12 protein-coding genes are annotated in these 14,173 nt (G+C 62.2%); 4 read left to right on the top strand and 8 right to left on the bottom strand.

Annotation, left to right across the window (positions count from 1 at the left end):
• The first annotated feature begins 218 nt into the window (after window positions 1-218).
• The gene (locus tag ACYCFC_RS12160; protein WP_459653988.1) at window positions 219-1,460 is read left to right on the top strand and encodes a GGDEF domain-containing protein; all 1,242 of its coding nucleotides are present in this window, start codon (window positions 219-221) and stop codon (window positions 1,458-1,460) included.
• 199 nt (window positions 1,461-1,659) lie between these two features.
• Here ACYCFC_RS12160 and ACYCFC_RS12155 read toward each other — a convergent pair whose 3' ends face one another.
• The gene (locus tag ACYCFC_RS12155; protein WP_181084968.1) at window positions 1,660-1,842 is read right to left on the bottom strand and encodes a con-10 family general stress protein; all 183 of its coding nucleotides are present in this window, start codon (window positions 1,840-1,842) and stop codon (window positions 1,660-1,662) included.
• Window positions 1,843-2,089: 247 nt separating this feature from the next.
• Window positions 2,090-3,268, bottom strand: a complete 1,179-nt coding sequence (hmpA, locus tag ACYCFC_RS12150; RefSeq protein WP_181084970.1) for an NO-inducible flavohemoprotein — start codon at window positions 3,266-3,268, stop codon at window positions 2,090-2,092.
• Window positions 3,269-3,547: 279 nt separating this feature from the next.
• Here hmpA and ACYCFC_RS12145 point away from each other — a divergent pair, with 279 nt between their 5' ends.
• Entirely contained in the window at window positions 3,548-3,772 is a 225-nt protein-coding gene (locus tag ACYCFC_RS12145; RefSeq protein ID WP_181084972.1) for a DUF2188 domain-containing protein, read from the top strand.
• Here the strand turns inward: ACYCFC_RS12145 and ACYCFC_RS12140 are convergent.
• From ACYCFC_RS12140 to gcl, 6 genes are all read right to left on the bottom strand, one after another.
• Window positions 3,769-4,647 (bottom strand): urea transporter, encoded by an 879-nt coding sequence (locus tag ACYCFC_RS12140; RefSeq protein WP_459651746.1) that lies wholly within the window; start codon window positions 4,645-4,647, stop codon window positions 3,769-3,771. The two genes, ACYCFC_RS12145 and ACYCFC_RS12140, sit on opposite strands and share 4 nt — an antisense overlap.
• 139 nt (window positions 4,648-4,786) lie before the next feature.
• Window positions 4,787-6,202 carry a pyruvate kinase gene (gene pyk / locus ACYCFC_RS12135; protein WP_459651745.1) on the bottom strand — a complete coding sequence of 472 codons (1,416 nt, stop codon included), beginning with the start codon at window positions 6,200-6,202 and terminating at the stop codon, window positions 4,787-4,789.
• 51 nt (window positions 6,203-6,253) lie between these two features.
• Window positions 6,254-7,525: a glycerate kinase type-2 family protein gene (locus ACYCFC_RS12130; RefSeq protein WP_181084978.1), complete on the bottom strand. Its 1,272-nt coding sequence runs from the start codon at window positions 7,523-7,525 to the stop codon at window positions 6,254-6,256.
• A 584-nt stretch (window positions 7,526-8,109) separates the two neighbouring features.
• Entirely contained in the window at window positions 8,110-9,000 is an 891-nt protein-coding gene (locus ACYCFC_RS12125; RefSeq protein WP_181084980.1) for a 2-hydroxy-3-oxopropionate reductase, read from the bottom strand.
• 24 nt (window positions 9,001-9,024) lie between these two features.
• A complete protein-coding gene (gene hyi, locus ACYCFC_RS12120) occupies window positions 9,025-9,807 on the bottom strand; it encodes a hydroxypyruvate isomerase (RefSeq protein ID WP_459651744.1) in 783 nt (260 codons plus the stop codon).
• Window positions 9,808-10,147: 340 nt separating this feature from the next.
• Window positions 10,148-11,929, bottom strand: coding sequence for a glyoxylate carboligase (gcl, locus tag ACYCFC_RS12115; RefSeq protein ID WP_459651743.1), 1,782 nt, complete (start codon window positions 11,927-11,929; stop codon window positions 10,148-10,150).
• A 314-nt stretch (window positions 11,930-12,243) separates the two neighbouring features.
• Here gcl and ACYCFC_RS12110 point away from each other — a divergent pair, with 314 nt between their 5' ends.
• Both ACYCFC_RS12110 and ACYCFC_RS12105 read left to right on the top strand, forming a co-directional pair.
• Window positions 12,244-13,152 (top strand): LysR family transcriptional regulator, encoded by a 909-nt coding sequence (locus tag ACYCFC_RS12110; protein WP_459651742.1) that lies wholly within the window; start codon window positions 12,244-12,246, stop codon window positions 13,150-13,152.
• 103 nt (window positions 13,153-13,255) lie between these two features.
• Window positions 13,256-14,089, top strand: a complete 834-nt coding sequence (locus tag ACYCFC_RS12105) for an exodeoxyribonuclease III (RefSeq protein ID WP_459651741.1) — start codon at window positions 13,256-13,258, stop codon at window positions 14,087-14,089.
• Window positions 14,090-14,173: the final 84 nt, after the last annotated feature.

Here is a 14,173-nt window from a genome sequence, read left to right as displayed (position 1 = left end):
ATGCTTTTGAAACGGACGCAGCAGCCGTTAGCCCTGGCTCAAGCGCTATTTGATACAAGGTATCTGGAGCCGTTTTTCGGCGAATGCTGGGCGAACAGAGATGGGACGGATGGTTGCGCTCAGTCAAAAATGAACTGGTATCAAGGTGCTACCATCCGGCGCGACTGACACAAGCACGTGGAAAGTCCGCTTACCAGCCAGTTCGGGTGACAATAAAAATGCCGTCGCTGATTGATCTTCTTTTAAGCCGCCTGGCTACATTGCTGCCCAGTGAGCTCAAGCCCAACGAGCTGAAGCAACTGCTGATCCCGCATCGCCATTCGATGCTGCTGACACAGCGCCGCGCGACGCTGATCGTCAATCGCGTCCGTCTGTTCGCCTTTCTCTTCGCGGTGCTGACACCGGTATGGGGCATCATCGATCTGATGGTGTTCAGCTATCCGCTGTGGCTGGGGCTGGCGGCGTTTCGCCTGCTTGCCTGCGGGGCTTTTGCCTGCCTGCTGCTGTTCTATCGGCCCAGCGGCAACCTGTTCGATGCCTACCGGGCGATCGCCATTCTGTTCGCTATACCCACGGTGTTCTATATCGCTTCGCATACCCTTTTGGGCGGCTATCAGTTGACTCAGATTTCCGCGATGGTGGCCACGGGTTATGCGTTTCTGCCCTTCGTACTGATGGCCGGCCTGGCGATATTTCCGCTCACCCTGGTGGAAAACCTGGTACTGGCCTGCATTCTACTGCTGGCCCAGGCCCTGGCGGGATATCTGAGCTGGTCGACCTTGAACTGGCCTTCGTTCGCTGGCGCCTTCTGGCTGTTGATCCTCATTGCCGGGGTTACCGCCCTGGCGAGTCTGAGCCAGCTGGCATTCATGATCGCGCTGGTGCGTCAGGCCATCCGTGATCCGCTGACAGGTGTTTTCTCGCGCGGCAGCGGCCAGGAAATCATGCGGCTGCAGTGGGATACCGCGCGGCGTCACGGGAGCGGCTTGGCTGTAGCTTTCGTCGATCTGGATCATTTCAAGTCGATCAACGATACCTTCGGCCACGATGCAGGCGATCAGGCATTGCGTGATTGCACCCGGCATATCCTGACCAACCTGCGCAGCACTGACAGCCTGGTGCGCTGGGGCGGGGAAGAGTTCGTGGTGATTATGCCTGATACCGATATGGAACAGGCACGCCTGGCGCTCGGTCGGATGGTTCAGAAAGGCTTTGGGGCGCGTCCTGATGGTCTGCTGCTTACAGCCAGCATCGGTCTTGCCGAGCGCTGTGCCGACCAGGCAGAAAGCGGACAGCAATTGCTGGAATTGGCCGACAAACGCATGTATCTGGCCAAAGCGGGCGGTCGCAATCGGCTCTGTAGCGAAGCGGATGATGAACTCGACCCAGGTGCAACAAAAGAAAAGATATCGGGATATGCGACTCTGGTTGGCCGCGATCGATCCAAACTATCTGTCTGAAAGTTACTTGAACAGTAACGGGCCTGTAATTACTTGGAAATCTTCGTTTTTCTGATAGCCTTTTGACAAAGTGCAAGAATTACAGGAAGAGTTAAGGCCTGATGGAAATTAATGCCTATATGCATCATTGGTAAAGTTTGCGTTGAGGTAAATGAAAAGAGGGCAAGGATGTAAATCCTTGCCCTCTTCACAAGTCGCATCAGCTATTGCTGTTGCGACCACCGCCGTGGCTGTTCTGGCCGCCTTTGCGACCGGCTTCGGAGGCTTTTTCGCGATCATTGGCGAAGTTGCCGCCGCTGTTCTGGCCGCCTTTCTTGCCTGCTTCGGAAGCCTTCTCGCGGTCGTTTGCAAAGTTGCCGGGATTTTTGTTTGTCATCTTCATTTCTCCTGAAAGGGGATAGAGACTCTTGCGGGCTGCACGACTTCATCAGCCTTCAGGGTTTAAGAACCGGGCGGCTGGCAGGAGTTTCCCATTAGAACAAACGGCAGACGAATGGTTGTCAGTAGCAACAGTAAGTATATGGCGAAATGACGGCTCAGCGAAACGGTAGTTGATATGAGAAAGAGTTATTGCGGTAATAACTTTTTTATATGAAGAAACGCGAGCCTGCGCCCAGGCTCGCGCCGGTTCATTGCAGCGCCGAAGCGGGGCCGAAGAACTCGTGGCGTAATTGTTGCTCTGGTACGCCGAGGGTTTGCAGTTGCCGACGGATTGCTGCCATAAAGGGTTTGGGGCCAAGGAAATAAGCGTCCAGGTCCCGGTTGTCCGGCAGCCAGGTGTCCAGACGTTCGGCTGTCATCAGACCAACGGCATCCGGCTGGGTGTCTTCACCTTCGTGCTCGTCGTAGCAATAGAAACGTTTGAGCTGGGCATGACGCTCGGCCAGCCCATCTACCCATTCGCGAAACGCATGCGCGCCAGCATTGCGCGCGCAGTGGATGAAGTGCACCGGACGTGAGGTTTGCAGTGCTTCTTCGAGCATTGCCAGGGTCGGCGTGATACCTACGCCACCGCTGATCAGTACCAATGGCTTGTCGCTCGGCTCCAGGATGAAATCCCCCGCAGGCGCGAAGAGATCCAGGCCGGCACCTTCGGCCATGGCATGCAGCGTATTGGAGGCCAGGCCGCCGTCCTCGCGCTTGACGCTGATGCGGTACTCGCGGCCATTGCTGGCGGCGGACAGCGAGTAGTTACGCCGTACCTCTTCGCCCTCGATGATCAGGCGCAGGCCGATGTACTGACCGGGTTTGTGGACCAGCACCGGGCCGCCGTCTTCGGGTTGCAGGTAGAAGGAGGTGATCTCGTCGCTTTCGACCACTTTGCGAGCAATCCGGAAACGACGCGCGCCGCGCCAGCCGCCGGGGGCGTCGGCAGTGGTGCTGTAGATCCGCTCTTCGGTTCCGATGAGGATATCGGCCAATTGCTGGTAGGCCGCAGCCCAGGCGGTGATTACCTCATCGGTGGCGATATCGCTGCCGAGTACTTCGCGGATGGCGCGCAGCAGGCAGGAGCCGACGATGGGATAATGCTCCGGCAGTACCTGCAGGGCCACATGCTTGTTGACGATCTGCGATACCAGCCCGCCGAGCTGCTCCAGCCGGTCGATATGTTTGGCGTACATCAGCACGCCATTGGCCAGCGCGCGTGGTTGATCGCCGCTGGCCTGGTGGGCCTGGTTGAAGAGTGGGCGCACCTCGGGGTGCTCGGCCAGCATCAAGCGATAGAAATGAGTGGTCAGGGCTTCGCCACCGCTTTCAAGCAGGGGGACGGTGGCTTTGATCAGGGCACGTTGTTCAGCGCAAAGCATGGATTACTCCGTTCGTTATAGGGCCGTCTCTATACGGCTCGCACCATGGCGAGCCTTCGGACAGGCTGCTGTATGTCTTTCAATAATCGTTCCAGCCTGTAATTGATCGGAGTCAAGGGCGTACAGAAAGGTCTGGGTAGATATAACCCTGTCTTTTGGGGTTTTAATGACTGTCTGGGGTGATAATTACCAAGGCATTCGCTCCATCGGCAACAAGCAGCGAACCACGATGGCGTTGGCCACTCCAAGACGTATCGTTGATTCAGCTTGGAGAGCAGCATGGAGAACTATCACATCACTCACGAAGATGATCGCTGGGTATTGCGCGAGGAAGGCGACAAGCGCGCCCTGATCGAGACCCTGACCAGGGAAGACATCCTCAACGAGACTCGTGATTACATGAAACTGCGTACCGCTTCGGTGAAAGTCCACAACGAGAGCGGTGAAGTGGAGGAAGAGCGCTGCTACCCGCGTGATCAGGATCCGCGGGAGACCAAGGGCTAAACGCGCTTACTTCGATACCAGCGACTCCCCAGTGCTGCCAGCCAGCAAGCCAGGATGAACGGCATGGTCAGCGGCGGCAGGCCCAGCCGGTCGAATCCTGCCCTGAGCAGCACCGCCGCGATGATCGCCAGCAGGGGCGCCACCCACGCACGATGGACCTGGCTGGCCGCCAGTGCAGCGAGTGCCGGGTTGTAGCCGGTCAGCCCGGCCAGCACCTGTTGTTCCGGAGCGCCTATCGCCAATCCCATGAGCATTCCGGCGAATGAGCCGCAGAGCATCCAGGCCGCGGCCCTGCGATCGGCCAGCCATACGGCCACCAGCAACAGCAACCCGGCCAGCGGTTGGCCGAGGAAGATGACCTGGCCGATGCCGGATGCGACGGCGAAGAGCAGTCCTTGACCGTTCAGTATCAGCGGCGCATCGAGCCGCGCCTGGGTGACCAGATCGAGCGCCCCGGCCAGTGTCAGCGCAAGCCAGCCGAAAAGCACGAGGGGCAGGGTGAAGCCGGGCAGCCAGTTGCGTTCGCGCATGGCGGCCATCAGGCGCACCTGCAGCAGATTGGTCACCACCGAGCCGAGCGCGATCAGCCCCAGCGTGAGCGTCGACAACCCCAGCAGCAGAACGAACAGCAAGCCCAGCAGCGCCGCGTTGTAGCCGTAGAGGCCGATAGCGATATCGGACTTGCGGTAACCCAGTGCGACGGCGCTGAAGGTTCCCACCAACGCGCCGACCATCGCCCCGATCATCAGGCCGGGGCCATGCAGGGTGATCGCCAGCAGGATCAGCAACCCGCAGCCGGGATGTGTCTGCAGGAATATCTGGCTGAAGCCGTTCAGAACGGCAAGGGTGCAACGCGATGGGCTGAGAGTGGGCATTTGCGGCTGTGGCAGGAGGTTAGGTGCTGCGTTGCAGGAAGAGGATCGCTCGGGTAAACGAGGAACGGCGAGCCGAAGCTCGCCGTCTGGATGGTCGCAGCCGCCGTGGTCGTGCCGGCTAGCGTTCCTGTTGTGGTCCTCAGTCAAGCGTCTCGATGCGCAGCGAATTGGTGCTCCCCGGCTGACCCAGCGGCACGCCGGCAGTCACTATCACGGTGTCGCCGGTGCCGGCCATTCCCTGTGCGCGTGCCAGTTCCAGCGCATTGGTGCAGACCTGCTCCATGTCGCGCATGGGCGCATCGAGTACCGAATAGACGCCCCAGGCCACCGTCAGCTTGCGCGCCGTGGTGATGCTCGGTGTCAGGCTGAGAATCGGCGTGCTGGGCCGCTCACGCGCTGCGCGCAGGCTGGAACGTCCGGATTCGGTGTAGTTGACCAGTACGGCGACCGGCAGAATCCCGCTGATCCGGCGGATCGCGCAACTGATCGCATCGGACAGCGTCGCTTCGGCGCTCGGGCGATTCACGTCGAGTTGAGCCTGGAAGTCCGGGCCGCTTTCCACCTGGCGGATGATCTTGCTCATCATGCTCACGGCCTCCAGCGGATAGTCGCCCGAGGCGGTTTCCGCCGAAAGCATCACTGCATCCGCGCCTTCGGCGACGGCGTTGGCCACATCGGTGACCTCGGCACGGGTCGGCGCAGGGGAGAAGCGCATGGATTCGAGCATCTGCGTCGCCACCACGACCGGACGCCCCAGCTGACGGCAGGTGCGGACGATGTTCTTCTGGATGCGCGGCACGCTTTCAGCCGGTACCTCGACGCCCAGATCGCCGCGCGCGACCATGATCGCATCGCACAGGCGGGCGATTTCGCGCAGATGCTGCACGGCGGACGGCTTCTCGATCTTGGCCATCAGGAAGGCGCGGTCGCCAATCAGTTCGCGTGCTTCGTGGATATCCTGCGGGCGCTGCACGAAGGACAGTGCCACCCAGTCGACGCCCAGTTCCAGGCCGAAGCTCAGGTCGCGGCGGTCCTTCTCGGTCAGCGGGCTCAGTTCCAGCACGGCTTCCGGCACGTTGACGCCCTTGCGGTCGGACAGCTCGCCGCCAGCCACCACGCGCGTTTCGATGGCGTCGGCCTGCTTGCCGATCACTGTCAGCTGCAGACGTCCGTCATCCACCAGCAGGCTCATGCCAGGCTGCAGTGCGTCGATGATTTCCGGGTGCGGCAGGTTGACCCGCGTGCTGTCGCCCGGTGTCGGGTCCAGATCCAGGCGCAGGGTCTGCCCGCGCACCAGCTGCACCTTGCCTCCGGCGAAGCGTCCGACGCGCAGCTTCGGGCCCTGCAGGTCCATGAGGATACCGATCGGCTGGTTCAGTTCGCGCTCGACTTCTCGAATCCAGCCGAAACGCTCAGCGTGATCGGCATGCTCGCCGTGGCTGAAGTTGAGGCGGAACAGGTTGACCCCGGCTTCCACCAGCGCACGCACGTCATCGATGCTGCGGGTGGCCGGTCCGAGGGTGGCGAGGATCTTGACTTTCTTGTCGGGTGTCATGGCAGGTTCCGTTGGCAGTTATCGTTATGGGATATGCGCGCTGGGGCCGTTTCAGGCGGACGGTGGCAGCACCAGAATCGCGCGGAAGTCGTTGACGTTGGTGCGTGTCGGGCCGGTCATCAGCAGCGCGTCGAGCGCCTGGAAATAGCCATAGCCGTTGTTGTTGGCCAGTTCGCCGGCGGCGTTGAGACCGAGGGCTTCGGCGCGGGCGAAACTGTCCGGCGTCATCAGGGCGCCGGCATTGTCTTCCGAGCCGTCGATGCCATCGGTGTCTCCGGCCAGGGCATAGACGCCGGGCAGGCCCTTGAGATTTTCAGTCAGGCTCAGCAGGAATTCGGCGTTGCGCCCGCCGCGGCCTTCGCCACGAACCGTCACCGTGGTTTCGCCGCCGGAGAGGATCACGCAGGGCGCCGGGAGCGGCTGGCCATGCAGCAGCACCTGACGGGCGATGCCGGCATGGACCTTGGCCACTTCCCGCGACTCGCCTTCCAGGTCGCCAAGGATCAGCGCCGGGACGCCAGCGGCGCGGGCCTTGACCGCCGCCGCTTCCAGCGACTGCTGGGGCCTGGCGATCAGCTGGAAATGGCTGCGCGACAGGCAGGGGTCGTCCGCCTTCACGGTTTCCGAGCGCGGGTCTTCCAGCCACTGGCGTACGTTGGCCGGGATCTCGATGTCGTAGCGAGTGAGGATTTCCAGGGCTTCGGCGCTGGTGGTGGGGTCCGCCACGGTCGGGCCGGAGGCGATCACCGTGGCCTCGTCGCCGGGTACGTCGGAAATCGCGTAGGTATAGACGCTGGCCGGCCAGCAGGCCTTGGCCAGGCGGCCACCCTTGATCGCCGAAAGGTGCTTGCGCACGCAGTTCATCTCGCCGATATGGGCGCCGGAGCGCAGCAGCGCCTTGTTGATCGCCTGTTTATCCGCGAGGCTGATGCCCTCGGCGGGTAGGGCCAGCAAGGATGAGCCACCTCCAGACAGCAGGAAGATCACCCGGTCGCTCTCTTCGAGGTTGCTGACCATTTCCAGCACGCGGCGGGCGACGCGCTCACCGGCGTCATCCGGCACCGGGTGCGCGGCCTCCACCACTTCGATCTTGCGGCAGTCGGCGCCGTGACCGTAGCGGGTGACTACCAGACCGGAAATCTCGCCTTCCCAGGCTGCTTCGATGGCCTCGGCCATGGCCGCTGCGGCCTTGCCGGCGCCGATGACGATGGCCCGTCCAGTGCGGTCGGCGGGTAGATGATCGGCCAGTACCTGGCGGGGGTGGGCGGCATCGATGGCGGCGCTGAACAGCTCGCGCAGCAGGGCTTGGGGATCGCGGTTCATGTGTGGCTCCTTGTATGAGGAATGGCGCCGATTTCAGACCTTAGCTCTCGTGGATGCAAGCGCTAAGGTATGAAATCGACCCGCCCGGCAATCGGGCCGTGACTCCTTCTGCCGGACGAATCGAAAGGGTGCCGCCCGAGGGCGACGGTTGAAACACTGGATATGCAGAGCCCAGGTCGTGGGGGACGTGATGATTCCGGCCCTGCGTATCCGTGGTTCAACTCTCGTGGCGCCGCTGTGCGAAAGTTCGCGTTAACCCACCACCCGGGTTCTGTCTGTCCTGAAGGTGGGTTGGCGAGTTCTGCTCAACGGGCCGGAGCTTTGAACAGGCGCTGAAAACTAGCTGCGTTGGCAATACTTCGTTAAAAACAGGCTCGGAAAGCCGCTTGCGGCTAACGCGCTTTAGCGCGGCCCGAAGGGCGAACGGAGTGAGTAATGCTCATTTAGAACACCTAAACTCCGCTTCCTCGCCTGTTTTGACTCGTTGCACTCGCCCTTCGGGCCAGCCTTCGGCTGTTACTCCCGCTGGTCGTTGCGCCTCGTCTTGCCTGCCTCGCTGACGTTTTCAGCTGCCTGTTAAATTGTTACTTCTTGCGGATCGAGAAGTTGGACATGTGTTCCAGCCCCTTGATCAGCGCCGAGTGGTCCCAGCCGCTGCCGCCGATGGACGCACAGGTGCTGAACACCTGTTGCGCGTTGGCGGTGTTGGGCAGGTTCAGGCCCAGTTCGCGCGCACCGGCCAGCGCCAGGTTGAGATCCTTCTGGTGCAGGTTGATGCGGAAGCCCGGATCGAAGGTGCCCTTGATCATGCGCTCACCGTGCACTTCGAGGATCTTCGAGCCAGCGAAGCCGCCCATCAGCGCCTCGCGTACCTTGGCCGGGTCGGCGCCGTTCCTGGCAGCGAACAGCAGGGCTTCGGCCACCGCCTGGATGTTCAGCGCGACGATGATCTGGTTGGCCACCTTGGCGGTCTGGCCGTCGCCATTGCCGCCGACGCGGGTGATGTTCTTGCCCATGGCCTCGAACAGCGGCAGGGCGCGGGCGAAGCTTTCCTCGCTGCCGCCGACCATGATCGACAGGCTGCCGGCCTTGGCGCCGACTTCACCGCCGGAGACCGGAGCGTCGAGGTACTGTGCGCCGGTGGCGTTGATCTTCTCGGCGAACTGCTTGGTGGCGGTGGGGGAGATCGAGCTCATGTCGATCACGATCTTGTTCGCCCCGACGCCTTCGGCGATGCCGTTCTCGCGGAACAGCACGTCTTCGACTTGTGGCGTATCCGGCACCATGACGATGATGAATTCGGCTTCCTGAGCCACTTCCTTGGGGTTGGCCAGGGCGACGGCGCCGCCTTCCAGCAGTGCGGCTGGAGCCTTGTCGTGGTGCTCGGACAGGAAGATGTCGTGACCGGCTTTCTGCAGGTTCTGAGCCATGGGCAGGCCCATGATGCCGGTGCCGATAAATCCGATTTTAGCCATGATTTTTTCTCCTTCTGATTCGGTTCAGATCGCGTTGTGTGCTTTCATCCAGCCGAGGCCGGCTTCGGTGGTGGTGGCCGGCTTGTACTCGCAGCCGATCCAGCCCTGATAGCCGATGCGGTCCAGGTGCTCGAACAGGAAACGGTAGTTGATCTCGCCGGTGCCCGGCTCGTTGCGGCCAGGGTTGTCGGCCAGCTGCACGTGGTTGATCACCGCCAGGTTGTTTTCCATGGTGCGGGCCAGGTCACCTTCCATGATCTGCATGTGATAGATGTCGTATTGCAGGAACAGGTTGGTACTGCCGACCTTGTCGCGAATCTCCAGCGCCTGCGAGGTGTTGTTGAGGAAGAAGCGCGGGATGTCGCGGGTGTTGATCATTTCCATGACCAGGCGGATGCCAGCTTCTTCGAGCTTCTTCGCCGCGTAGCGCAGGTTCTCGATGAGGGTCATCTCCAGCTTGCCGATATCCGCACCCTTGGGGGCGATGCCGGCCAGGCAGTTGACCTGGGTATTGCCCAGTACCTTGGCATAGGCGATGGCCTTGTCGACGCCGGCGCGGAATTCCTCGACCCGCTCCGGATCGCAGGCGATGCCACGATCACCGCCCGCCCAATCACCGGCTGGCAGGTTGAACAGCACCTGGGTCAGGCCGTTGGCGTCCAGCTGGGCCTTGATCTCCTCGGCAGGGTAGTCGTAGGGGAACAGGTACTCGACACCGCTGAAGCCGGCCTTGGCGGCAGCGGCGAAACGGTCCATGAAGTCCTGCTCGGTGAAAAGCATGGACAGGTTGGCGGCAAAACGTGGCATGGGTATCTCCTTGTGATCTGTAGGGATCATTTCGGACGGGTTTGAAGCTACTGCGCTTGGCTATGCTGCGTTGGAACCGAACTCGGGTGCGAGCCCAGTCAAAATGCTCATTTACATAAGTAAACTCCGCTTTTTCGTTCGCTTCCGCCTTGCCTAGCCTGCGCTCGTAACGCTTCCAATCCCGCCCGGCGGTGTTGTGGTGGATGTGCTGCGCGATATCCACCCTACGGGGTGCTGCGGTGTTGCGTTGCGGTGGATATGCTTCGCGATGTCCACCCTACTTTCACTTCGTAGGGTGGACGACCGCGAAGCGTCGTCCACGCGTTTGGTTACGGTTGCCTCAATCCAGCAGCGCGATCGCGGTCGGTGCATCTTCGCGGCCTTCGGCCAGCGCCTCGAACTCATTGATGGCGTCGATCTCGGTGCCCATGGCGATGTTGGTCACACGCTCCAGGATCACTTCGATCACCACCGGCACCTGATGCTCGGCCATCCAGGCCTGGGCCTGTTCGATGGCCGGTTGCAGTTCTTCCTGCTTGAATACGCGGATCGCCTTGCAGCCCAGCCCCTCGACCACCGCGACGTGGTCGACGCCGTAGCCTTCCATGCCGCTCTGGTCGGCATTGATGTTCTCGAAGCCCAGTTGCACGCAGTAATCCATCTCGAAGCCGCGCTGCGCCTGGCGAATCAGGCCCAGGTAGGCGTTGTTCACCAGGATATGGATGTAGGGCAGCTTGAACTGCGCGCCCACGGCCAGCTCCTCGATCATGAACTGGAAGTCATAGTCGCCTGATAATGCCACGACCTTGCGCGACGGGTCCGCCGCGACCACACCCAGCGCCGCCGGAATGGTCCAGCCGAGCGGGCCGGCCTGGCCGCAGTTGATCCAGTGGCGCGGCTTGTAGACGTGCAGGAACTGCGCGGCGGCGATCTGCGACAGGCCGATGGTGCTGACGTAGCAGGCATCGCGGCCGAACGCATTGTTCATGCACTGGTACACGCGCTGCGGCTTCATCGGCACGCTGTCGAAGTGCGTCTTGCGCAGCATCGTGCGCTTGCGCTCCTGGCAGTCGGCGGCCCAGGCATTGCGATCCGGCAGCTTGCCGGCGGCCTTGCGCTCCTTGGCGACTTCGACGAACAGCTTCAGCGCGGCGCCGGCGTCGGAGGTAATGCCGTAGTCCGGTGAGAACACCCGGCCGATCTGAGTCGGTTCGATATCCACGTGTACGAACTTGCGGTCCTTGGTGTACACCTCGACTGAGCCGGTGTGACGGTTGGCCCAGCGGTTGCCGATACCGAGCACGAAATCCGAGGCCAGCATGTTGGCGTTGCCGTAGCGATGACTGGTCTGCAGACCGCACATGCCGGCCATCAGCGGATGGTCGTCGGGAATCGAGCCCCAGCCCATCAGGGTGGGGATCACCGGCACGCCGACGGTCTCGGCGAACTCGACCAGCAACTCTTCGGCGCCGGCGTTGTAGATGCCGCCACCGGCGACGATCAGCGGGCGCTCGGCGGCGCAGAGCATGTCGATGGCTTTCTCGATCTGCTTGCGGCTGGCTGCCGGCTTGTAGACCGAGAGCGGCTCATAGGTGTCGACGTCGAATTCGATTTCGGCCATCTGCACGTCGAACGGCAGGTCGATCAGCACAGGGCCGGGACGACCCGAGCGCATCACGTGGAAGGCCTGCTGGAACACGCGCGGCACCAGTGCCGGCTCGCGTACGGTGACGGCCCACTTGGTGACCGGCTTGGCGATGGATTCGATATCCACGGCCTGGAAATCTTCCTTGTACAGACGGGCACGCGGTGCCTGGCCGGTGATGCAGAGAATCGGAATGGAGTCGGCCCAGGCGGAATAGAGGCCGGTGATCATGTCGGTGCCGGCGGGGCCGGAGGTGCCGATGCACACGCCGATGTTGCCGGCCTTGGTGCGGGTGTAACCCTCGGCCATGTGCGAGGCGCCTTCGACGTGACGCGCCAGGATGTGGCGGATGCTGCCGTCAGCGCGCAGGGCGGAATACAGCGGGTTGATCGCGGCACCGGGGATGCCGAAGGCGGTATCGATGCCTTCCTTGCGCAGTACCGCGACGGCGGCATCGATTGCTCTCATTCGGGCCATGGGTCGTTCCTCCTGACTCTTAGAATTTGTTCACGATCTGCTGCGCGTCGGCTCTGCTGCGTTAAAACCAGGTTCGGAAAGCCGCTTGCGGATAACGCGCTTCAGCGCGGCCCGAAGGGCGAACGAAGTGATTAATGCTCATTTGCACCAGCAAACTCCGCTTCCTCGCCTGCTTCTGCCTTGCAGGTCTCTAGCTCACAAGATCGTGGCTGTTTTCTTGTTCGATAGTTTTTATACGTGGCCCAAGGATGCAGGGCTGGAATGAAAGGGGGAATTGGTCGAAACTTCAGTTCTGTCGATATCAGGAGTATCGAATGGATCGTTATACAGCCGTACATAGCTTCGTTTTAGTCGCTGAGGCCGGCAGTTTTGCCGCCGCCGCATTGAAGGAAGGCGTGACACCCGTGGTGATGGGCCGCCGTCTCGATGCGCTGGAGCGCCACCTGGGCGTCAAGCTGATGCACCGCTCCACCCGTGGCCTGGCGCTAACCGACCTGGGCGAACAGTACCTGGAGCGTGCGCGCGCTTTGCTCAAGGATTTCGACGAGGCTGATGCCAGCATCGCCAAGGACCGCACCTCGGTGCGCGGCCACCTGGTGATCTCGGCGCCGGCGGCATTCGGTCGCCGGCATATCGGCCCACATGCGCCGGCCTTCCAGGCGCGCTTCCCCGATCTGCAGCTGTCGTTCAACTTCACCGACAGCGTGGTCGACCTGGTGCGCCACGGCTACGACATGGGCATCCGCATCGGCGAGGTCACCGACCCCAACTACGTGGCGGTCAAGCTGTTCCCCAATCGCCGGGTGGTCTGCGGCGCGCCGGACTACTTCGAGCGCCAGGGCGTACCGCGCGTGCTGGAAGACCTGACGCGGCACAACTGCCTGGCCTTCAACCTGCAGGGCGGGCAACAGCGCGGCTGGACCTTCCTGCGCGACGGCAAGCAGGTGGCGGTGCGGGTGGACGGCAACCTCGACTGCAACGACGGCGAGCTGCTGTTCGACTGGGTCAAGCAGGGCCTGGGCATCGGCTGGCGCTCGACCTGGGAAATCCAGGCCGAACTCAAGCGCGGCGAACTGGTGACCGTGCTCGACGAGTACGCACTGCCGGCCTACGACATCCAGGCGGTCTACCCGCAGCAACGCTACCTGCCGGCCAAGGTGCGCTTCTTCATCGACTACCTGAAGGCGATCTACAACGCGCCCGGTTACTGGGAAACCCGCTGAGCCGAACCACGTCGCGTGGTTGCTGGTCGTAGGGTGGATGTCGCGTAGCACATCCACGCGCGGTGGCTACCGAAAAAACGCAGCCTTCGCCATGAGGTGCATCGTGGATCGTCTGAAAATCGCCACCTTCAACATCAACGGCATCCGCGCGCGGCGGACCAACCTGCTCGAATGGCTGCAGCGTGAGCAACCTGACGTGGTCTGCCTGCAGGAGTTGAAGGCGCAGGACGCGGACTTTCCCATCGACGACATCCGTGCCGCCGGCTACGGCGCGCTCTGGCATGGGCAGAAATCCTGGAATGGCGTGGCGATCCTGTCGCGGGGCGACGATCCGCTGGAAATCCGTCGCGGCCTGCCGGGCGATCCCGACGACAGCCACAGCCGTTACCTGGAAGCCGCGGCCCATGGCGTCATCGTCGCCAGCCTCTACCTGCCCAACGGCAACCCGCAGCCGGGGCCGAAATTCGACTACAAGCTGGCCTGGTTCGAGCGACTGATCGAACATGCCGAAGGGCTGCTCGCCAGCGGCCATCCGGTGGTGCTGGCCGGCGACTACAATGTGGTGCCCACCGACGAGGACATCTACAACCCGCGTTCCTGGACCAGGGATGCGCTGTTGCAGCCGGAAAGCCGCGCGTGCTACCGGCGTCTGCTTGCCCAGGGCTGGACCGATGCCCTGCGTGCCAGGTATCCAGACGAGCGCATTTACACCTTCTGGGACTATTTCCGCCAGCACTGGCAAAAGAATTCCGGCCTGCGCATCGATCACCTGCTGCTCAGCAAGGACCTGGCGCCCCGCCTGGAAGAGGCGGGCGTGGATCGCTGGGTTCGTGATCAGGAACATGCCAGCGACCATGCGCCGACCTGGATCGAACTGGCTGCCGACGAGCCCCGAAAACAACCGGTCAAGCGCCGGTCGTCGTCAAAAGCAAGCTAAGGCAAAAGGGGCGCTAGGCTCAGGATAGGGCTGTGCTTCCCAAGCTGCAGAACGCCTTGATTTCCGATGGAAGATGGCGAGGGG

The sequence above is a fragment of the Stutzerimonas sp. NM35 genome, assembly GCF_054604355.1.
The sequence above is the reverse complement of the archived record's forward strand: the minus strand, read 5'-3'. Positions and strand labels throughout refer to the sequence as shown.